At 64.1% G+C, this 22,030-nt stretch carries 14 protein-coding genes; 10 read left to right on the top strand and 4 right to left on the bottom strand.

Annotated features, from left to right (window positions below; all coding sequences use genetic code 11):
• Window positions 1-10 precede the first annotated feature (10 nt).
• From CHB97_RS13010 to CHB97_RS13055, 9 genes are all read left to right on the top strand, one after another.
• Entirely contained in the window at window positions 11-2,320 is a 2,310-nt protein-coding gene (locus CHB97_RS13010; RefSeq protein ID WP_089288369.1) for a TonB-dependent siderophore receptor, read from the top strand.
• A gap of 20 nt (window positions 2,321-2,340) precedes the next feature.
• The gene (locus CHB97_RS13015) at window positions 2,341-4,131 is read left to right on the top strand and encodes an ABC transporter ATP-binding protein/permease (protein WP_089288368.1); all 1,791 of its coding nucleotides are present in this window, start codon (window positions 2,341-2,343) and stop codon (window positions 4,129-4,131) included.
• Window positions 4,128-5,480 carry a TldD/PmbA family protein gene (locus CHB97_RS13020; protein WP_089288367.1) on the top strand — a complete coding sequence of 451 codons (1,353 nt, stop codon included), beginning with the start codon at window positions 4,128-4,130 and terminating at the stop codon, window positions 5,478-5,480. Before CHB97_RS13015 ends, CHB97_RS13020 begins: the two co-directional genes overlap by 4 nt.
• The gene (gene tldD / locus CHB97_RS13025) at window positions 5,477-6,943 is read left to right on the top strand and encodes a metalloprotease TldD (protein WP_244559520.1); all 1,467 of its coding nucleotides are present in this window, start codon (window positions 5,477-5,479) and stop codon (window positions 6,941-6,943) included. The genes CHB97_RS13020 and tldD overlap by 4 nt, the downstream gene beginning before the upstream one ends.
• An 81-nt stretch (window positions 6,944-7,024) precedes the next feature.
• Window positions 7,025-7,369 (top strand): co-chaperone YbbN, encoded by a 345-nt coding sequence (locus CHB97_RS13030; RefSeq protein WP_200819932.1) that lies wholly within the window; start codon window positions 7,025-7,027, stop codon window positions 7,367-7,369.
• Window positions 7,366-7,983 (top strand): hypothetical protein, encoded by a 618-nt coding sequence (locus CHB97_RS13035; protein ID WP_089288365.1) that lies wholly within the window; start codon window positions 7,366-7,368, stop codon window positions 7,981-7,983. Before CHB97_RS13030 ends, CHB97_RS13035 begins: the two co-directional genes overlap by 4 nt.
• A gap of 481 nt (window positions 7,984-8,464) precedes the next feature.
• Window positions 8,465-9,418 carry an AAA family ATPase gene (locus CHB97_RS13045; RefSeq protein ID WP_089288363.1) on the top strand — a complete coding sequence of 318 codons (954 nt, stop codon included), beginning with the start codon at window positions 8,465-8,467 and terminating at the stop codon, window positions 9,416-9,418.
• On the top strand, window positions 9,408-10,298 hold the full coding sequence (locus tag CHB97_RS13050; protein WP_089288362.1) for a ParB/RepB/Spo0J family partition protein: 891 nt from the start codon (window positions 9,408-9,410) through the stop codon (window positions 10,296-10,298). Before CHB97_RS13045 ends, CHB97_RS13050 begins: the two co-directional genes overlap by 11 nt.
• A gap of 43 nt (window positions 10,299-10,341) precedes the next feature.
• Window positions 10,342-11,616: a tetratricopeptide repeat protein gene (locus CHB97_RS13055; RefSeq protein ID WP_089288361.1), complete on the top strand. Its 1,275-nt coding sequence runs from the start codon at window positions 10,342-10,344 to the stop codon at window positions 11,614-11,616.
• A 16-nt stretch (window positions 11,617-11,632) separates the two neighbouring features.
• Here CHB97_RS13055 and CHB97_RS13060 read toward each other — a convergent pair whose 3' ends face one another.
• Window positions 11,633-15,271: a leucine-rich repeat domain-containing protein gene (locus tag CHB97_RS13060; RefSeq protein ID WP_089288360.1), complete on the bottom strand. Its 3,639-nt coding sequence runs from the start codon at window positions 15,269-15,271 to the stop codon at window positions 11,633-11,635.
• An 860-nt stretch (window positions 15,272-16,131) separates the two neighbouring features.
• Between CHB97_RS13060 and CHB97_RS26390 the strand changes: the two genes are divergently transcribed.
• On the top strand, window positions 16,132-17,160 hold the full coding sequence (locus CHB97_RS26390; protein WP_160105832.1) for a replication initiation protein: 1,029 nt from the start codon (window positions 16,132-16,134) through the stop codon (window positions 17,158-17,160).
• A 45-nt stretch (window positions 17,161-17,205) separates the two neighbouring features.
• Here CHB97_RS26390 and CHB97_RS13070 read toward each other — a convergent pair whose 3' ends face one another.
• Genes CHB97_RS13070 through CHB97_RS13080 form a run of 3 tightly spaced genes read right to left on the bottom strand, consistent with a single transcriptional unit; the run spans window position 17,206 to window position 22,005 of the window.
• On the bottom strand, window positions 17,206-20,295 hold the full coding sequence (locus CHB97_RS13070) for an efflux RND transporter permease subunit (protein WP_089288358.1): 3,090 nt from the start codon (window positions 20,293-20,295) through the stop codon (window positions 17,206-17,208).
• On the bottom strand, window positions 20,292-21,374 hold the full coding sequence (locus CHB97_RS13075) for an efflux RND transporter periplasmic adaptor subunit (RefSeq protein WP_089288357.1): 1,083 nt from the start codon (window positions 21,372-21,374) through the stop codon (window positions 20,292-20,294). The genes CHB97_RS13070 and CHB97_RS13075 overlap by 4 nt, the downstream gene beginning before the upstream one ends.
• Before the next feature lies 1 nt (window position 21,375).
• Window positions 21,376-22,005, bottom strand: a complete 630-nt coding sequence (locus CHB97_RS13080) for a TetR/AcrR family transcriptional regulator (RefSeq protein WP_089288356.1) — start codon at window positions 22,003-22,005, stop codon at window positions 21,376-21,378.
• Window positions 22,006-22,030 lie beyond the last annotated feature (25 nt).

Consider the following 22,030-nt stretch of genomic DNA (forward strand, 5'->3'; position numbering starts at 1 on the left):
GGGGCTTTGCGTGTCCAACAAAATCACATCCTTTCTGCTGAGCACGGCCACGATGCTGGCCGTCCCGATGGTTCTGGCGCCCCAGATGGTGATGGCGCAGGAGCGCACGATCAGCGTACCGGCCATGGATATGGGCGAGGCGCTGCGCCAGATCGCGGCCCAGTCCGGCACCAAGATCGAGATGGACCCGGATGCCGTGCGGGGCCTGACCTCCCTGCCGGTCAGCGGGGCCCGCACGGCCGAGGAGGCCATTGACCGGGCGACCAAGGATACAACGCTGCTGACCATGCCGGGCGATAATGGTTCGCTGGTGATCGTCAACGGCATCATCGTGCTGGCGCGGCGTGACGAAGCGGAGACCAGCATTCTGGTCCGCTCCACCTCCACCTCTTCGCGCATGGGACAATCCCTGCGGGAGCAGGCGCGCAACAATCAGGTCATTTCCTCCCGCCTGATGGCCGAACAGCAGAGCCAGACCCTGACCGATGCGCTGCGCAGTGCCGGCGGTGTTGTGGTCAATAATGCAACGGTGCAGGGCGGCGTCAGCTATTCCGTGCGCGGTTATGCCTCCAACGGTGCCGTCAACGGGATGTCGACGCCGGGCAGCAGCACCTTTGCGGTCGGCGCCACCCAGCCCATCGCCAATATTGAACGGCTGGAAGTGCTGAAGGGGCCCGATGCCATCCTGCTGGGTGGCAACAGCATGGGCGGTACCGTCAATCTGGTGACCAAGAAGCCCAGTGCGGAAGCGCGCATTTATGGCAGCGCTGAAACCGACCGCTGGGGGCTGGCCAAGGGCACCGTCGATGCCAATGGCGCGCTGAATGAAGAGCAAACCATCACCGCCCGTGTCATCGGTTCGGCCGGCAAGGCCGATCGTAATTTCGGTGGTTACCGTGGCAACGAGGAATATCTGCTGGCGCCCTCCCTGCGCTACAAGAGCCTGGGCACCGACGCGCTGGTGAGCGCCACGCTCAGCAAGCAGATTGCGGGCGTCATTCCCTATGCCGCCCTGAGCCCGACGACGAAGCAGCCCTTCGCGGTCGATTATTCAAAGCCGCTGATCGGGGGCAAGGATCAGGGGATTGAGATCAAGACCAAGCAGGTCGATCTTGACGTGACCCAAGAGATCACCAGCTGGGCGACCCTGATTGTCAAGGGGCAGCATCAGGAGGCGGATCTCCTGATCTCGCAATATTCGCCCTTCGCCGTGCTGGCGGGCGATGGCACGTTGCTGGTCTCCGGCAGCGGGGTCAAGCAACATGCCAACAGCAACACGGTGGACAGCTTTGTCCGGACCCATTTCACCACCGGGCCGGTTGAACATAAGTTTCTTGCCGGTTTCAATTATTTCGCCAGCGATGTGGCGGCGGGTGAACCGCTCAGCGGTGGGATGGCGCCGTATAATTTCCTGACAAAGAAGCCCACCCTGCCGGCCTTGAACAAAACCTACAAACCCAGCTTTGACCTGGATAGCACCCAGCGTGGCGTTTACGGTCAATATCTGGTCAGCGCCTGGGATCTCAGCCTGCTGGCCGGGGTGCGGCGTAACAAGACCCGCGTGTCCTCCTTCATCTACAGCCGCAACTCCGGCCAGATCAATGAAGGCGTGGCAACAGTCCCCAATTTCGGCGCTGTTTATAACATCAACGATCATATCTCCGCCTTCGGCACCCTGGCCTTTGGCTATCAGCCCACTTTTTCCACCAACCGCTTGGGGGAACCCCTGCCGGATACCAGAACGCGCAATTCTGAAGTTGGGCTGAAACTGGATCTCTTCGACGAAAAGATGCTGGTTAACGCATCCATGTTCCGCCTGCGGCAGAGCAACATGCTGATGAACGACCCGGTTGCCCCGCGCTTTCAGATTGCCGCTCCCGGTCAGCTGGGCGAGGGCTATGACTTCAATGTCACCGGGGAGCCACTGCCCGGACTGTCGGTCGTCGCTACCTTCACGCACACGGAATACAGCTATCTGACGCCGTCGAGCTTCGGGAACATCGTCGTCGCGCAACCGATGAATGTCTACAGCCTCTATTCCTCTTACCGTCACTCCATCACGGATGAGATGAAGGCGGGTCTGGGGGCGGGTGTCTATGGCCGATCCGGGGCCGCGATGGATCGGCGCAATCTGAACCGCGTCCCATCCTCTGTGCAGGTGGACGTCAACGCCTTCCTGACCTATGGCGATATCGACGTCAATCTGGGTGTCCGCAATCTGTTCAATCGGCGGAACTATGGTCCCACGGTCAGCACCAGCTATGTGCCGCTGGGGGAACCGCGCTACTGGCGGCTGACCGTCGGTTATCGTTTCCTCTAAGCCTGTGATCGGATCAGCCCGTGCATCCTCAACCAACGCAGACAGGGGAGGTCCGTCGAGAGACGGGCCTCGCCCCCCCGCCGCCGGCCGGGGAACGCTGGCGCCATGCGTTCGGCCTGTTCAAAGCCTATTGGACTTCCAAGCACTGGAAATTCGCCTGGGCGAACCTGATACTCCAGATTGGCCTCCAGTTTGGTACCGCCTATATCTTCCTGGCCAGCAACCGGTGGCAACGCGATTTCTTCGACAGCGTGGAAAAGCGCGACGTTGAGAAATTCGGCATTCTGCTGTTCGTCTTCCTGGGCATCATGCTGATGCAGGTCGGTGCGATCCTGGTGAATGGTCTGCTGGACAAGCTGCTGAGTATCCGCTGGCGCAGCTTCATTACAGAGCAGTATATCGACCGCTGGATGTCGCGTAACCGGTTCGCGGAAATTGAACGGTTGCGGTTGATCGACAATCCCGATCAGCGTATCGCGGTGGATGTGGATGCCGTTACCAATGCCAGCATCGGCATGTTGTCCGTGATCCTCGGCTTCATCGGCAGCACAGTTGGCGCCATCACCTTTGCCATGGTGCTGCTGGAAACGGCCGAACCGATCCGGTTCGACCTGCTGGGCATGGCCATCAATATTCCCGGCAGCACCGTCTGGTATGCCTGCATCTATGCCCTGGCTGGCAGTCTGTTGATGGTGAAGGTCGGGCAGCCCTATATCCAGGCAGTGATGCGGCAACAACACCGCGAAGCCGATTTTCGCGCCAACCTGATCCATGTCCGGCGCAATGCGTCGCAGATCGGCCTGGCCGGTGCGGTGGGGCTGGAACGCCAGGCCCTGAAGGATTCCTTTGCCGAGATCCGGCGCAACTATCGCTCCGTTATCCTCACCTCACTGGGGCTGACCGGAACCCAGAGCGTTTACGAACGGATCGGCACCATCCTGCCTTTGTTCCTGATGGTGCCGTCTTATTTCGCCGGGGCGATCAGCTTTGGTCAGGTGATGGGTGGGCGGGATGCGTTCAGCCAGCTGGTCATGCAGCTCTCCTATTTCGTCCAGACCTATCCGCGTATCGGTGAACAGCTGGCTTGTTTGAACCGTCTGAAGGGGCTGGACGACTCCATCGATTATGAACGGCCGCGCGGCATCAGCATCGGGGCCGGCGCGCTGGCACCCGGTCAGGTGATTGCCACTCACGATCTGGCCCTGTTCCTGCCCCATGGCGCCCCCTTGCTGCATGTCGGCGATTGGCAGGTCGGGGTGGGCGAACGTTGGGCCGTCTGCGGCCCGTCGGGGGCCGGCAAATCCACCCTGCTGCGGGCCATTGCCGGCCTGTGGCCGGATGGCAAGGGTGCCGTCACCATGACGCCGGATACGGTCGCCATGTTCGTGCCGCAGCGTCTGTACCTGCCGCTGGGCACGCTGAAGGCGGCCCTCTGCTTCCCCGACCTGCCGGAAGCCCATACCGATGCCGAAATCATCCAGTTGCTGGAGCGGGTGCGGCTGGGCAATCTGGCGGAACGACTGCACGTGACAAGCTTCCTGCAGGAAGAATTGTCGCCGGGTGAACAGCAGCGTATCGCGCTGGCCCGCATCCTGCTGCACCGCCCGTCAGTGCTGGTGCTGGATGAGGCGACCAGCGCCCTGGACCCGGACAATGCCCGGCATTTCTATGAATGCCTGCGCAACGACCTGCCCCATTCCACCGTGATCAGCATCGTTCATGATGAACGGTTGCTGGCCCATCACGATCGCTGCCTGACCATCGCCGATGGTGTGGCAACGGCCGCCGCTTTGCCGGGAAAGAACGCATGATCAATCTGCGACTGAACGAGGAACGATTGCGGGCGCTGGCAGCGCTGGCGGTCGATCAGGCGCTGTCCCTGGGCGATGTGGCGGTCAGCGCCACCGCCAGGATCGGCGGCGGGATGCGTGTCACCGTGGCCCAGGGAACCGCAGACAAGGCCCTGCGTGACCTGACCCAGTCGCTGGTGGTGACGGTTTATCAGCAGGGTCGCATGGGAACGGCCAGCACCTCTTCCCTGGAAGAAGCGGCGATCCGCCGGGCGGCGGCCGAAGCGGTGGCGACGGCTGGCCGCGTGGCCCCCGATCCTGATGCCGGTCTGGCCGATCCGGCGACGCTGGCCCATGACACGCCGCTGCCGGAACTGGCCTCGCCGTCTGGCCTGACGGTGGCGGAACTGTCGGAAATGGCCTTCGCGGTGGATGCGGCGGCCCGTGCTGCCGCCGTCCCGCCCGGTGTCGGCCTCCGGGTGGCGGAGGCGGGTGTCGCCTCCAGCGATGGGCGGGTGGCGCTGGCCACGTCGGCCGGTTTCTGCCGCTCCTTCAGCTTCTCGCAGCATGGTCTGTGGGCCATGGTGAAGGCGGAGCAGGATGGCCAGTCAGCCATTGATATGGCGCAGTCGATGGAGCGGCGCTTCCAGTCACTGGACAGTGTGGAGAGGGTGGCCGCCAAGGCGGTGGAACGCGCCGTGTCGCAACTGGGCGCCCGCAGTCTGCCAACGCAGCGTGCTTCCATGCTGTTCGATGCGCGCATCGCCTCTGCCCTGCTGGGCGATGTGGTGGGCGCGCTGGGGGGGATGGCGCAGCACCGCCGGACCAGCCTGTTCCAGGATTCGGTGGGCACGCAGATCGCCCCCGATCATGTTGACCTGCTGGAAGATCCCTTCCTGCCCTATGGGCTGGCCAGCGGTGCCTATGACCGCGAAGGGGTGGCGGGGCAACAGCGCGCCGTGATCGAAGCGGGCGTGGTGCGCGGCTATTTCCTGGACAGCCGGTCGGCGCGGCGGCTGTCCATGCGTTCCACCGGCAATGCGGATGGGCCGTGGAACCTGCGCTTCACCAGCCGCAACCCGGCCGAAGACCGCGCCGCCCTGTGCGCCCGCATGGGCCGGGGCCTGCTGGTGACACAGTTCAATGGCGGTGCCACCGATCCGGTCACCGGCAACTGGACCCGTGCGGCCGGCGGCTTCTGGGTGGAAGACGGGGTGCCGACCTTCCCCGTTTCCGGCATCACCGTCGGGGGCAATCTGCGCGACATGATCGGCGGCATCGTTGCCATCGGCAGCGATCTTTATCGCCAGGGTGCGTTCCAGACCGGTTCCATCCTGATCCATGATCTGCAAATCGGAGGGGCGCCATGATCGCCATGGACACGCCGGCCCAGGGGCTCTGCCTGCGCTCTGCTGAACAGCGGCTGCTGGCCCCCCATGATATTGACCTGATGGATATTGCCCGCACGCTGGGCGCGCTGCAGGGGCCGGGCATTGATCTGGCCGACCTGTTCCTGGAATCCGTCCATTCCCGCAGCTGGCGGATGGAAGATGGCAAGGTCACGGCCGGATCGTTCCGCATTGACCAGGGGGTGGGCGCGCGGGCGGCCAGCGGGGCCGATGTCGCCTTTGCCCATTCGGCCGATCTGCATCCAGGCGCGCTGGCCGATCTGGCCGCCACGGTCAGCGGCCTGCGCCGCAGCAGCAGCGGCAGCAACAGCGTGCCGCTGTCCACCAGCCTGCCGCACCATGCCGTCTATCCGCCTGAAAGCGTGGTTAATGAAGGGGATGCGGCGGACTGGATCGCCCTGCTGGAACGGGTCGATCAGGTGGGGCGGGCGGCCGACCCGCGCATCATCCGGGTGGATGCCTTTATCCGGGCCACCGATCAGGTGATCCTGGTGGCCGACATTGCTGGCCGGCTGGCCGCCGATGTGCGCCCCACGGTGCAGTTGATGGTGGAGGTGGTGGCCCTGGCCAATGGCCGGCGGGCGCGGGGCAGTGCCGGTGTCGGCGGCCGCCATGCGCTGACCGGCCTGACCCCGGAACGGGTGGATGCGACGGTGCGCAAGGCGGTGCAGGTGGCGCTGACCAATCTGGAGGCGCGGCCGGCCCCCGCCGGGGTGATGCCGGTGGTGCTGGCCCCCGGCTATGCCGGCGTGCTGTTCCATGAAGCGGTCGGGCATGGGCTGGAAGGCGACCATCACCGCAAGCGCCTGTCGGCCTTTGACGGGCGCATGGGGGAGCGGATTGCCGCCCCCGGCGTCACCGTCATTGATGATGGCAGCCTTCCCGGCAAGCTCGGTTCCCTGGGTATCGATGATGAAGGGGTACCCGGCGAGCGCACGGTATTGATTGAAGATGGTATCCTGACCGGCCTGATGCAGGACCGGCTGAATGCCGGGTTGATGAATGCCAAGCCCACCGGCAATGGCCGCCGGCAATCCTATGCCCATCTGCCCATGCCGCGCATGACCAACACTTTCCTGGCGGCCGGGCAGCATGACCCGGCGGAAATCCTCGCCTCCGTACGCAACGGCATTTACGCGCCGGGCTTTGGGGGCGGGCAGGTCGATATTGTCAGCGGCCGGTTCAATTTCTCCACCACGGAGGCCTGGTTGATTGAGGATGGCAAGCTGACCGCCCCGCTGGAAGGGGCCACCCTGATCGGCGTCGGGCATGAGGCGCTGAAACAGATTTCCATGATCGGCAATGATCTGGCGCTGGATAATGGCATCGCGCTCTGCGGCAAGCAGGGGCAATCCGTGGATGTCGGCGTCGGCCAGCCCACCATCCGCATCGATGCCATGCTGGTGGGAGGGCGCGGGGGCTGACCGCCCCCGTCGGCGGCCACCACCTCAAAGACGCCCCTGCGTCAACGCAATCCAAGACACAACACCGCCAAGAACGGAACCATGATGAGCACGATCAAAACCATCGGCGATGATGATTTCGCCCCCCTCGAAGCCCAAACCGGTGATGCGCCGCTGCTGCTGATTTTCAGTGCCACCTGGTGCGGCCCCTGCAAGGCCTTGGCGCCGACGCTGGAGGATATCGCCGATGTCTATACCCCCAGCGTCGCCTTTGCCCGCATTGATATCGAACAGGCCCCGGGTCTGGCGGAACGGTTCGGTGTGCGCACCGTGCCCACGCTGGTGCTGCGGCGCGGCGGGCAGGACAAGCTGCGCCATGTTGGCGTGCTGACCCGCACCAAACTGGCCGCCATGCTGGACGAAGCCTGTCAGGAGCCCCAGGCATGAACGAACGGATCATTCACCCCGCCGTGTTGGCGCTGTCGGCGGCGCTGCGCTCCCCCCTGCCGGAACAGGGGCCGCCCCTGGATCTCGGCTTTGCCCAGGCGCTGGCCGTCTGGATGCTGGAAAGCACGAACCCCTGGCCGGATGCGATTGCCCCGCTGATGGCGGAACTGCTGGCCCTGCATCGGCGCGACAGCCAGGGCGATGTCCCCACCCCGGCGGAATGGCAGCGGGTGCGGCAACAGACCCAGCTGTTGCAGGTCGGGGAGGATGAGCTGCTGAAGGCGCTGATCCAGGTGGCCGAAGCGGCCGCCTGGCCGATCTCTGCGGGAAAATCGGGCCTGACCGAACTGCATATCGCCGCCGCCATGGTCCAGGCCTGCCAGGCATCCCGCGCCACCGGCTGGACGCGGGAGGATAATAAACAGGCTTTTGCCGTGCTTAATCAGCTGGTCGTCACCGTGGATGGCGAACAGCGGCCACGGCATGAGATACCGGCCCTGTTCGCCAAGACCGCGCCGGAGCTGGAACCCCGTTTCACCCGCCAGTTGACGGCCTCCAACGATGCCTTCACCCAGTTTTCTCAGACCTTGAAGGACCGCTTGGCCGCCGGCTGAAGGACTGCCGATGGGCGCTGCGAACGCGCCCATCGGTCACGCTTTCGTGCCGCTGCTAGAGCGGAATCGCTTTGGAGCGTGAATCCACTCGCTGAACAAGGAGTTAGAGCCGGGTGCGTTTCCGTTTAAACGCACCCGGCTCTATACCCAAGTGACGGGAGAATCCCGTAACTGGGTATAGCATACCAACGGTCATAATTCATGACCGTTGGTAATGCTGCGACTGCCGCCGCGCCGCTCGGTAGCGGCGTAGCCAAGCCAGCGGATGCTGGCGCCGGCGACTGAGGGGCGCGAAAGCGTGACCATCGGTCATGATTTCGTGCCGCTGGTATCAATGCCCCCCTGCCGATGTCTGGAACATCTCGGCAATCCACCACCGCCCGCCATGTTGATGAAAAACCATCAACATCTCCTGTTTGCGATTGACAAGCCCCTGGCCCTGCGTCACCCCTGATCCCGTGATTTTCGGGGGGATGCAAGCATGGATGGCGAATTGCTCAAGGCCTATCGGCGCAAGCGCGGCCTGTCGCAGGACGGCTTTGCCGAAATGCTGAATGCCAAGCTGGGCCGCGCCTATGACAAGGCCAAGGTCAGCCGCTGGGAAAATGCCAAGGAACCGGTGCCCGACCCGGTGGCCGATTTCATGCGCCGGGGCACGCGCACCCGTGCCCGCATCATCGCCACCGCCAACCAGAAGGGCGGCCAGACGAAAAGCTCCACCGCACTGAACCTCGCCCATGCCTTCGCCATGATGGGCAAGCGGGTGCTGCTGGTTGATGCCGATCCCCAGGCCTCCGTCACGCTGGCCGCCGGGGTGGATCTGGAAAGCTGCATGGCCAATGGCAATGTGCTGGGCGCCGTGCTGGATGAAAAGAAGAGCCTGCGCGACATCATTGTCAGCGTGAACGGCATCGATGTCGCCCCCACCGACATCACGCTGGCCGAGTTCGAGGTTTCCGTCCTCTCCAAACCCGGCCCGGAAAAACGTCTGGCCCGCGCCCTGTCTGACGTCAGACAGGATTATGATGAGATCATTATCGACACGCCGCCACATCTCGGTGTCTTGACCCGCAATGCCCTGGTCGCCGCCACCGATATCCTGATCCCGGTGGTGCCGGCCCCGCTGGATGTGCCGGGCGTGCCGCTGCTGCTGCGCACCATCGAACAGATCCGCATCTATGAAAACCCCGACCTGAATGTGCTGGGCATCCTGCCCAATCGGTTCGAAGCGAACACGTCGGTGCAACAGGCGACGTTACAGCAATTGCTGGCGACATATGCCGATAGCGTGCGCGTGTTCGAACCGATCCGCAAAACCACGGCAATGGATCAGGCGGTTTATAACGGCGTCATCGCCGTGCGCGCCCTGCCCAAGGATAACCCGGTCGTGATTGGATATCTGCGTCTGGCGGAGGAGATTTCCCATGAAGCTTAAGGCCAACCCGAAAAGCCCGCTGTCCCAGGCGGTGAAGGTTTCCACCGGCACCAGCGCCGCCCCCCAGGGCGCCAGCGCGCATTTCCAGCGCAGCGCCGATTTCCGCCAGATGTTTGAGGTGGATTTGGACCGGGTGCATCCCCGCCCCGACCAGCCGCGCCGCCATTTCGATGAGGGGGAGCTGCAGGCACTCGCCTCCTCCATCGCGGCGCGTGGCGTGCTCCAGCCCATCCTGGTGCGCAAAAGGGAAGGGGAGGAGGATGGCCATTACGAACTGGTCGCCGGTGAGCGCCGCTGGCGCGCCAGCCGTTTGGCCGGGCGTGACCGTATCCGCGCCCTGGTGGTGGATGGCGATCCGGCGGAAATCGCCCTGATCGAAAACATCCAGCGCGTCGACCTGACCGCCCTGGAAGAGGCGCGCGCCATCCAGGCGCTGATGCAGGCGCATGATTACAGCCAGAGCCAGGTGGCCGACATTCTGGGCCGCAGCCGGGTGCGGGTGAATGAAACCCTGCGCATCCTCTCCCTGCCCGCCGACCTGCTGGCGGCGATGGAGAAGCAGGGCAAGGGCCTGCCGCGCACCCTGCTGCTGCAAATCGCGCGGGAGGAAGACCCCACCCGCCAGCGCACCCTCTATCAACAGGCGATCAGCGGGGCAGGGGAAAAGGCTTTGCGCGCCGCCCGCCCCGCCAAAGCCAATGCGGAGAAATCGCCAGCCCCCCAGGGTGACCGGGCGCTGGCGCAGGATTATCTGCGCGCCCTGACCCGCACCAGCCTGACCCTGCCGCCGGTGGAACCCGTGCGGGCGGTGCTGTCAGACCCGCAACGCGCCCGCCTGCGCGAATTGCGCGACCATTTGAACGCCGTGCTGGGGGAATAGCCGCCAGCACGACCGCCAGCAGGGGAGGGGAGGGAACCAGAGCATGGTCAGCAACCCGGATACCGGCGCCGCAGAGGTCTGGAACCAGCGCGGGCGGCAACTCTATGAACAGGGGGATTGGGCCGCCGCGCTGGCGGCCTATCGTCAATGCGCGGCAATGGCCGGCCCCCACCCGGCCATTGTCATGAATATCGCCAAATGTCACTTCCAGCTGGGCGCGATGGATGATTGCATTACCCTGCTGGAAAATACGGCTGAAACCGCTATCACCCACGGCTATGTCAACCTGTTCTATGATCTGGCCAGCGCTTTTCACCTGAAGAAAGACTATGAAAGCGCTGCCCTGAACTACCGCAAATATTGCGAATATAAGAATTTCACGGATCCGGCGGCGCTGACCCGCGCCATGGCCACCAGCTATATTGCCGGGCGGCTGGATGAATTCTGGGCCTTCTTTGAAAACCGGCGGCGCTTGCCCTGGCATGTGGAAAATTATCCGAACATCCCCAACTGGCCCGGTCTGGCCGGGGGCATAGTGCCGGCCGGGCGGCTGCTGGTGCATGGGGAACAGGGGTTTGGCGATCAAATCCAGTTCGGCCGCTTCATCAATCGCCTGATCGGCACGGGCATTCAACCCACCATCGCGGTGGGCAAGCCACTGGTCCGCCTGTTCAAGGCCGCCTTTCCCCACGTCCGCATCATCGCCCTGTCCGACCCGCCGGACGGTCATTTTGATTATAAATGCGCCCTGGTCAGCCTGCCATATCTGTTGAATCTCAACAGCATGGATGACATCCGCCACGCCCGGCTGCCGTTGCCGCCGCCCCTGACCGCCGGTGCGGCACCGGCAAGGGGGCGGCCGCGCGTCGGGCTGGTCTGGAAGGGCAACCCCAACCACGCGAATGACCAGCGGCGGTCGCTGCCGGCCAGCCAGCTGCGGCCGCTGCTGGATCTGGGGGACGTGGATTTTGTTTCCCTGAACCCCGCCCTGGCCGCCGGTGTCGCCCGATCCGGCCTGGCGAACCTGCGCCAGGCCATCCATCCGGGCGATGATTTCCTGCGCTCAGCCGAAATCATCGCCACCCTGGATCTGGTGATCAGTATAGACAGCGCGCCGGCCCATCTGGCCGGCACTCTTGGCGTACCGGTCTGGACCCTGCTGCCTTTTGAGCCCGACTGGCGCTGGGGTCTGCTGGGCGACACCACCCCCTGGTATCCGTCTATGAAACTATACCGGCAGCCGCGGGAAGGGGACTGGGCCAGCGTGATAGACAGGGTGGCGACAGACCTGAAAGCCGGGCAATACGTCCCCCCGTGAAGGCTGGGGCCGCCGGTCAGTTCAGCACATGCTTCAGCCATTTATCCCAGGTGGTTTCGCGAACACGGTCGGCAAAATGGGCCAGGATATCGACAACATGCCGGGAAAACTGTTCCATCAGGATTAATTGCCGCTGTCCAGCTTCCCCCAGAACGGTGGCCCCACGGTTTTGTACGCGGGCATTCAGCTTTTCGACACGTTCCAGCCAATATTCGGCACGGTCCATCCAATCTTCCACCTGCCCAATCTTAAACCCATTTAATACCCACAATTCCACCCGGTCCTTAAAATCACCATCGCGTTGGCAATTCTGCCAAAGCATAAAAAGTTCAAACATACAATTGGGCGATTTCAGATATTTGTCACTCAGCATCACAAATACCCGGTCTCCCTTACCCAGCCGGCCCATAAAATCGGAAATACTATCCCCCGGCCGCAGCACATTCTTGTCCCGCAGAATCGTCCGCCCCTGCGCCTTTGCCGCCTCGCACAGCCGGTCCACATCCTGTTCACGCTCTGGTGTGTCCTCATCCGCCCAGGCGTAGGAGACATACCATGTCTCCCCTGTCGCCGGCTCCGGCCCCGGCTGCAATGCCACCTCACCCATCCGCGTCCCCTCTCTCTGCCGGGGCACATTTGGCCCGGCGTTCCCGCGCAGGCCCACCTTGGCCTGCGCCTCTTCCACCAATTTCCCCAGCCGGGCCAGCAACCCCTCCGCATCGCCGCGCTGGGTGCGCAGCAGGATATGGCCGGCCCAGCCCCCGGCTGGGATCACCTGTTCAATCCAGAACCGGCTTTTATAATTCGTCTCATAGCCACAAACCCCGCCCTGCCAATAGAGCGCATCCGGCCCGGCCAATTCCCCGATCATGCACAGGATGGTGCGGATCAACCCGCCATGCAGCAGCGGATAATCCATCCGCCATTCCGCCGTCGCCGCCTCCCCATCCCAACGCGCCTCCAGCTTCTCTTCCATGGCGTTCCTGCCCGGCAACAGGTCCGGCGCGATAAATTCCTCGTACCGTTCCCCCGCCGCTTCCCACCGCCGGTGAACGAAACAAATCCCGCAGGATTGCATCATGCTGAGGAACAGTTCCTGTTCGTCCTCACCAAAGCCCTGCCAGACCAGCCGGCCCAGCAAATCCCGGTCAAACCGCCCATCCTGCCGGCGGATCAAAGTCAGCGCCTGGCTTTTCCGGTCAAAAATCGCGTAAATCGCCTCCAGCGCCCAGCCCTGGTCCAGCACCACCTGATTGTCAAACAGGCCGGGCCGGTAGAACACCACCCCTTCGGCATCCAGCCAGGTCAACACATGCCCCGGTTCGGAAATCCCCCCGGCTTCCGCACAGAGAGCGTGAAATTCCGTCCTGGAGAGCAGGCGCCGCCGCTGTTCCGCCGGCACTTGCTTATTCTCCGCCTGCATCCCCTCCAGCCGTTGGCGCAACCGGTCCCGCCCGGCCCCGATCAGCGGTACCCCCATCTGTGCCGGGTCGCGCAGCCATTGCGCCGCCTCCCCCAGCCTTTCCCGCAACCCCGCCAGCCCCCGACGGTTCTTCACACTGATATGCAGGCTGGCCGCCGGAAAGGCCAAATCCTCCAGCGCCGCCGCCGGCACGGGGAAGGGCCGCACCTCCGCCGCCGGCTGGTCGCATTTATTCTGCACCAGGGTGATCGCGCTGGCCGCATGGCCCTGCTGCCGCGCCAGCGCCACCCAATAGGGCAGGGGATAATCCCGGAACCATTCCGCCCCCTCCCGCACACCGCTGCGCGCCTCCGTATCGGCGGCCCAGACCAGCAGCATCAGGGCGGGGCTGTTCAAAAACAGCGCATGGGCCCCATGGTAAATATCCTGCCCACCAAAATCCCAGACAGACAGTTTCAACCCATCCGGCAGATCGGCCATCTCCACCTGAATGCCATGGGTGGAATCCCAGGCGGGATTCAGGGTGAAATCCGCCCGGCAGAGCGACCCGGCAATCTGCGTCTTCCCGGCCCCGCCATTGCCCAGAATCAACAGCTTCACCCGGCTGTCCTCTACGGCACCCGCCGCCAGATCGGCATAATGGGCACGCAGGCGGGGTAGGCAGTTGTCCCCAACGGTTGTGGAAAGCACGCCGCTGGCTGGAATGCCTGGGATGGTTACGCCTTCTGCATAAAGCTCTTTCAGCGCTGGCAATTGCAGCAAAATACGCAGATCACTCACCACCGTGCTGCTGCAATTGAGCTTTTGCAGCTGGGTGAGGCCGGACAGCGCGTTCAGATCACTTACACCCGTGCGGCTGCAATAGAGCTGTTGCAACTGGATGAGGCCGGACAGCGCGCTCAGATCACTCACTCCCGTGCTGCTGCAATCGAACTGTTGCAGCTGGGTTAGGCCGGACAGCGCGCTCAGATCACTCACGGCCGTGTGGCTGCAATCGAGCAGTTGCAGCTGGGTTAGGCCGGACAGCGCACTCAGATCACCTACTGCCGTGTTCCAGCAATTGAGCTGTTGCAGCTGGGTTAGGCCGGACAGCGCGCTCAGATCACTTACACCCGTGCCGAGGCAATCGAGCTGTTGCAGCTGGGTGAGGCCGGACAGCGCGCCCAGATCACTCACTTCCGTGTCACTGCAATTGAGCTGTTGCAGCTGGGTGAGGCCGGACAGCGCGCTCAGATCACTAACACCCGTGCTGCTGCAATCGAGCTGCTGCAGCTGGGTGAGGCCGGACAGCGCGCTCAGATCACTAACACCCGTGCTGCTGCAATCGAGCTGCTGCAGCTGGGTGAGGCCGGACAGCGCGTTCAGATCACTTACACCCGTGCGGCTGCAATCGAGCAGTTGCAGCTGGGTTGGGCCGGACAGCGCGCTCAGATCACTAACATCCGTGCCACTGCAATTGAGCTGTTGCAGCTGGGTGAGGCCGGACAGCGCGCTCAGATCACTTACACCCGTGTCACTGCAATCGAGCAGTTGCAGCTGGGTTAGGCCGGACAGCGCGCTCAGATCACTTACACCCGTGTCACTGCAATTGAGCTGTTGCAGCTGGGTGAGGCCGGACAGCGCGCTCAGATCATTAACACCCGTGCTGCTGCAATCGAGCTGCTGCAGCTGGGTTAGGCCGGACAGCGCGCTCAGATCACTTACACCCGTGCGGCTGCAATAGAGCTGTTGCAGCTGGGTGAGGCCGGACAGCGCGCTCAGATCACTTACACCCGTGCGGCTGCAATCGAGCTGTTGCAGCTGGGTGAGGCCGGACAGCGCGCTCAGATCACTTACACCCGTGTCACTGCAGTCGAGCTGTTGCAGCTGGGTGAGGCCGGACAGCGCGCTCAGATCACTTACACCCGTGTCACTGCAGTCGAGCTGTTGCAGCTGGGGCATATGTTTCACAAAATCCAACGCTACCAGATCACTGCCCACCACCGCCAGAAAGCGCAACGCCGTCAGCTGGGCCAGTTTGGCCGCATCATCATCGATCCTGAATGTCAGGCCAGGCTGCCAATCCTCCAGCCTCTGCCCTAACCGCAACTCCCGCAACCAGGTCAGCTTAAACAACTCATCCGGCAGCCCCTCCAGGCTCAACCCGCGCAGGTCCAGCGCCCCGGTCTGCGCCTGCGCTTCCGCCCGAATGCGGCGGAGAACCTCTTCCCTATCATTATCGTGGTCGCGCATCGTCCGGGGCGGGCCTGTCTTGTTTGTATGCTGATGGCTTCATACTAACCAGGATTGCCATCCCCCCGCCAGACACATCCTCTCCCGTGCAGGCCACCCCCGGTGGCGGCAAATCCCCTTGCAGCCTTCCACCTCTCGCGATAGGATTTATATCTCCATTCCCGACGCGGATAACCGATCATGATCCCATCACCCTGCGCAACACCTATTGTTTTCCTGTTGCGTACTGTTGCGCAGGAACGGGAGCCTGCTGGCGAAAACTCCGAATGCGCAACCCTGGCAAAATCGCCGAATGGTTAGCAGCCCCTGGCCGCCACTCCGAATCGGCCCGGCGGAAAGCCTTGGGAATCAAGACTTTCCGCCGGGGCTGGCCAAATCTCCGAATGGGGGCACCCATGATTGACCCTGATGATCACCGCCCGGCCCCGGATGCGGCCCGTTTCGGCTTGCCCAGCCCAAATCCTGGCAAAATCTCCGAATGGCGCCAGGCCTCTTTTCTCCGATTCGTCGCCAATGGGGGCCGCCGGGCGCCCGTCTGGCCGCGAAATCACCCTGTCCAGGGGCAAAGCCCTGGCGAAATCTCCGAAACCATTGAAATTCCAGCCTTTCCTGAAGTTCCTTTGATTCCTGATAAGATTCCTGGGGCCGGAATCGCCCCATCATTCCAACCCCTTACACCCGCTTTCCCGGAGGTTTCGCCAGCCCGTTCGGGAGGTTCTGCCAGGGGTGAAGGGGAGGTTTCGCCAGACCCGAACGGGAGTTTTCGCCAGGATCGCCCCCTTTCATTCGGGGTTGCCTGCCCCCCGGCCCCCAAGCCCCCCACCAGTGCCGCCACGGCCCGCAAGACCCCGCTCACCCTGGTGAAGGCCACGGGTGCGGTGGAAATCAGGGCCGGTGCCGATCTGACCCTGGCGGATCGGCGGCTGTTCAACCATCTGCTGGCCCATGCCCATGAAACCCTGGGCATGGTGGAAAGCCATTCCATTGAGCTGGCCAGCATCCGCCGTTTCGCCGCAGAGGTGCGGCAAGGCGCGGCAGATGTGAACAATACCCGGCTGAAGGCCAGTATTGAGACCCTGCAAAAGGTGCTGTGCCAGTTCAATTACCTGCGCTCCGACGGGACGCCCGGCTGGGAAAGCGCCCAGCTGCTGGGCCCCTGCCGGATCGAAGGCGGCATTCTCACCTACACGTTTCATGGTTGGGTGGCGGCGCGGCTGCGCGAACCAGCCTTATATTCCTATCTCTCCCTGCGCATCATCTATGCCTTTGAAAGCAAATATGCGCTGACCCTGTATGAGGTGCTGAAGCGCTATGCCGACCGCCACGCCGCCGAACCCTATTGGCAGACAAGGGTGGAGGAATTGCGGGCCATCCTGGGCTGTGTCGACAAGCTGAAGGATTGGAAGGATCTGCGCAAATATGCGCTGGACCCTGCCTTGGCGGAGATTGCCCGGCTGGGGGATTTTGCGGCGACCCTGCATGAAATCCGCCAGGGTGGCGGGCGGGGTGGTGGCCGCGTGGTGGGCTGTGTCTTCCGCATCCAGCGCAAATGCAAGCAGGCTGCCGAACCGGCCATGCGGGAGCTTGCCACGCCCAAGCCACAGCACCGGGGCGACGCTGCCGCCCGGCAGCAGGAAGACGGGCTGTTCGCCGCGCGGGTGGAGGCGGCCTTGCGCTTTCTGGAAGGGGCGGAGCTGGCCAAGCGGATGGAATGGGCCAGGCGGGCCGCCGATCTGGGCATGACCCTGCCGCCAGCCGCCACGGCCAAGGATAACCTACACAAATGGGGGCCGGCCCTGGCGGAAATCATCGTGGAAGAGGAACATCTGCGCCTGCGGGCGCCGGCGACCGCCGGCCCGGCGCCTGAGGGAACAAAAAATCTCCCTTGATCGGTCACGATCAAGGGAGATTGGTCTAAATACGGGCCTGCTGTTTTATGATGGTGTTGGCGTGGCACGGGCCTGTTTGTGCCCCTCCCACTGCAACAGATATGACAGCAGGCAGGGCAGCAGGGTCAGGGTCAGCAGGGTGGCGCCGGCCAGCCCGCCGATGATGGCATAGGCCATCGGGCCCCAGAAAACCTGGTGCGCGATGGGGATCATGCCCAGAATGGCGGCGCAGGCCGTCAACACGATGGGCCGGGCACGGTGGCGGGATGCGGCCTTGATGGCGTCCGTCACTGGCTGGCCACGGGCGATGTTGTTGTCCACCTCCTCGATCAGGATCACGGCATTGCGGATGATCATGCCGGCCAGGGCGATGATGCCCAATTGGGCGACGAACCCCAGCGGCATCCCGCTGGGCAGCATGGCCGCCACCACGCCGATCAGGCCAAACGGCGCCATCAGCAGGGCCAGCGCCAGCCGGCTGAAGCTGCGCAGCTGCACCATCAGCAAGGTGGCCATTACCAGCAGCATCAACGGCACCTGGGCGAAGACGGATTGGTTGCCCTTTTCCGACTCCTCCACCGCCCCGCCTTCGGTGATGCCATAACCGGCCGGCAGGCTGGCGTTGAGCTGGGCCACCGCCGCCTGTACCTGTTCCGACACGGTGGCCGGCTGCAGGCCGGGGGCCACGTCGGCCTGCACGGTGATGATGGGGGTGCGCTGGCGCCGCCAGATCACCGGCTGTTCCACCCCATAGGAAAGCTGGGCGATCTGGCGCAGTGGCACCTGTTCCCCGCTGGGCGTGGTGATCTGCAAATTGGCGATGGTGGCGATGTCGTTGCGCTCCCCGGCCTGCGCGCGGGCCACCACCTCAATCAGCCGGTTGCCATCGCGCACGGCGGTAAGGCTGGTGCCGGAGAAGATGGCCGCCATGGCGCTGGCGACATCCTGGCTGGAGGTGCCGACAGCACGCGCCAGCGTTTGGTCCAGATCGATGCGCACGCGCTTTTGCGGTTCCCCCGCCGTCAGGTTGACATCGCGGATATGGCCGTTTTCCGCCAGGATATTGGCCAGCTTCTGGGCGATATCATGCACCTGTTCGATATCCGGCCCCTGCACCCGGTATTTCAGCGGCCAGCCCACCGGCGGCCCCAGTTCCAGCGGCATGGCGCGGGTGGTCAGATCGGCGAAATCGCGGCGGAAGATGCCATCCAGCCGGGCGCGCAGCCGGTCGCGTGCCGCCAGATCCTTGGCCACCACCACGGTCTGGGTGATATTGTCATTTTCCAGCAGCACATCCATCGGCAGATAGAAACGCACCGCGCCCGAGCCGACATAGGTGGAAAACCGCTCCACATCCGGATCATCCTTCAAGATGGCTTCCAGCCGCTTGGCCGTGCGGTCGGTGGCATCCAGGGAGGCATTCTGCGGCAGATCGATATTCACCAGCAGTTCCGGCCGGTCCGACGGCGGGAAGAACTGTTTTTCCAGAAAGCCGGCGGCCCAGCTTGACACACCCAGCAGCAGCAGCGTCGCGCCGATGGTCAGCCCGCGATGGGCCAGCGACCAGTCCAGCGCCCTTCCATAGGCGCGCATGATCCGCCCTTCGCCATGGCCGTGCCCGGCCATGCTGTGCGGCAGCACCCAGGTGCCGATCAGGGGGGAGAACAGCACCGCCACGATCCAGGAGGTGATCAGCGCGATCAGCACCACCAGGAACATGGAGAAGCAGTATTCACCGGCGGAAGAGGCGGCGAAACCAACGGGGATGAAGCCGGCGATCATCACCAGCGTGCCGGTCAGCATGGGAAAGGCTGTCGTCTGATAGGCGTGGGAAGCGGCCTCCTTCAGCCCGGCCCCGTCTTCCAGGCGCGACACCATGGTTTCCACCGTGATCATCGCATCATCGACCAGCAGACCCAGCGCAATGATCAGCGCGCCGAGCGAGATGCGCTGCAGCCCGATGCCGGTCAGTTCCATGCCGATGAAGGTCATGGCCAGCACCAGCGGGATGGACAGCGTCACCACCAGCCCCGCCCGCGTGCCCAGCGACAGGAAGGAGACGGCCAGCACAATGGCCACCGCCTCCACCAGCACCTTGACGAAGCTGTTGACGGCCCCCTTCACCACCACGGGCTGATCGGCCACCTGGGTGATCTCAATGCCATGCGGCAACTCGCCCGCCACCTGCTGCATCATGGCCTGCACCTTCTGGCCGAAATCCAGCAGATTGCCCGTCTTGGCCATGGAAATGGCCAGCCCCAGCGCCGGCTCCCCGTTCACCCGGAACAGGGGGGCCGGCGGGTCGGCCGGGATGCGGCGGATGCTGGCAAAATCGCTGAGCGTCACGAAACGGCCATTGGCCCTGAGCGTGACGGCGCGCAGGCTGTCTTCCGAGGCAAAGGCCCCGCCGACACGGATGGCTACCTTCTCATCCGGCAGGCGCAGCAGGCCGGCCGGGGCCACGGCATTCTGCGCGCCCAATGCCTGCATCACCGCCCCCTCGTCCAGGCCCAGAGAGGCCAGCCGGCGGGGAGAGAATTCCACGACGATCTGTTCTTCCTGCACCCCCAGCAGCCGCACCTTGCCGATATCGGGGATGGTCAGCAGGCGGGCGCGGATCGTGTCCAGCCGGTCGCGCAGCTCCCGCATCGTATAGCCTTCGGTGGTGAAGCCATAGATGATGCCGAACGTGTCGTCGAACTCGTCATTGAAAAACGGCCCCTGCACGCCCTGCGGCAGCATCGGCGCCACGTCCGACACTTTCTTGCGCACTTGATACCAGATGTCCTGCACCTGGGCCGGCGGCGTGTCATCGCGCAGATTGACCATGATGGTCGATTGGCCGGCGCGGGTATAGCTGTCCAGCCGGTCCAGATAGGGCACTTCCTCCAGCTTTTCTTCCAGCTTGTCGGTGACAAGATTGATGCTGTCGGTGACCGACGCCCCCGGCCAGTTGGCCTGCACCACCATGGTCTTGATGGTGAAGGGCGGGTCTTCGTTGCGGCCCAGATGCAGATAGGCATAGGCCCCGCCCAGCAGCGTGGCCAGCATCAGGAAGATGATCAGCGGCTGCTGTTGCAGCGCCCAGGCGGACAGGTTGAACCCGTCCTGGTCGGGATGATGCTTGCGGCTCATTTCCCGGCCTCGCTGTCCAGGGCGATCTTCTGGCCGGGGCGCAGCTTGCTGACACCGGCCGTCACCACCACGTCACCGGCGGCAAGCCCGCTGGCGATCACCGCTTCCTGATCGGTATAGCGCGCCACCGTCACCGGCTTGCGCAGCAGGCTGGCGCTGGCGCGGTCCACTACATAGACGGCCGGTTCGCCCGACTGGTTGCTGATGGCGCTGGCCGGCACGCGGATGCCCTGGCCGCCTTCCAGCCGCATCCGCCCCGTCACCGTGGCGCCCAACCCCATCTGGGCCGGCGCGTCGGGCAGGCTGATCCGCACGCGATAGGTGCGGGTGACAGGATCGGCGCTGGGGCTGACCTCCCGCAGCGTGCCGTTGACCTGGATGGCAGGATCGCTGACCAGGGCGACGGTGATGGACAGATGCTCGGGCGCTTCCTGCACCAGGGTTTCGGCCACGTTGAACACGGCCTCCTTCTCATCGGTGGAAGCGACGGTGGCCACCATCTGCCCGGCCGACACCACCTGGCCGGCATTGGCCCCGATGGCGGTGACCACACCGGCCCGGTCGGCCGTCAGGGTGGTATAGGCCAGCTTGTTGCGGGCATTGGCCAGACTGGCCTCTGCCGCTTCCCGCCGCGCCTTGGCGCTGGAAAGGTTGGCGTCCGCCTCATCCACCCGCGCCTGGGCGACGATATTCTTGCTCAGCAGCGCCTGCTGGCGCTCCAGCGCCACCTTGGCCAGATTTTCCGCCGCCTGGGCGCTGCGCAATTCCGCCTCGGCGGCGCGCAGCTCGTTGCGGACATCGCGGTCATCCAGGGTGGCGATCAACTGCCCGGGCAGCACCGCAGCGCCCACATCCACCTTGCGGGCGGTGAGGCGGCCATCAATGCGGAAACCCAGGCTGGTTTCATAGCGGGGCTGGATATCGCCGGTCTGGACGATTTCCTCCCCCTCCCCGCCCGTGCTGACGGTCAGGGTGCGTACCGGCCTTGGTTTCTCGGGGGTTGTTTCCTCCCGCGTGCAGGCGGTTAGGGCCAACAGGATGAACAGGCCGGCCAGGGTGGCCGGGCGCAGGATGGACATCTCAACGCTCCAGGCTGGGGAGGGCGGACGGGTTGGCGAGCCCCCGGATCGCCATGGTTGCGGCGGCGTCCGCCAGGGGGCGGACCTCGCCAAAATCAATCTCGGGCACATTGATGGACAGGCTGATCACGCCGTGGACGGCGGCCCAGACCAGCTGGGTGGCCATATCGGCAGGCAGGGGGCGGAGCAACCCGGCGATAATCGCCTGTTGCACCCGCGTCCGCAGCAGCTGGTAAGGGTGCAAAAGGATCGGGTCGCTGCTCAGTTCCTGAAATTGGCCCTGGTCATTCTCCAGAAACAGCAGACGGAACCGGTCCCGATCCTCCAGACAGAAATCGGCATAGGCCAGCGCCAGCCGATGTACCGCCCGCAGCGGGTCCGGTTCGGCCGCGTCGATGGCATCCAGCCGTTGCGACAGGCTGGTCAGGGCTGCCGCGAAATAGGCCAGCAGCACATGCTGTCTGGTGGGGAAATAGCGGTAAAGCGCCCCGGCCGTCATCTCCACCGCCGCCCCCAGGCGGCGCATGGAAAAACCGGCATAGCCTTCGCGCGCGATCAGCCGCCCCGTCTCCAGCAGCAGGCGCTGCCGCACCTCATTCACCTGTTCCTCGGTCAGTGACGGCCGGGCCATGGATCGTTCCCCAGTTAAATATACG

This window comes from Azospirillum sp. RU38E (assembly GCF_900188385.1).
GTDB lineage: Bacteria > Pseudomonadota > Alphaproteobacteria > Azospirillales > Azospirillaceae > Niveispirillum.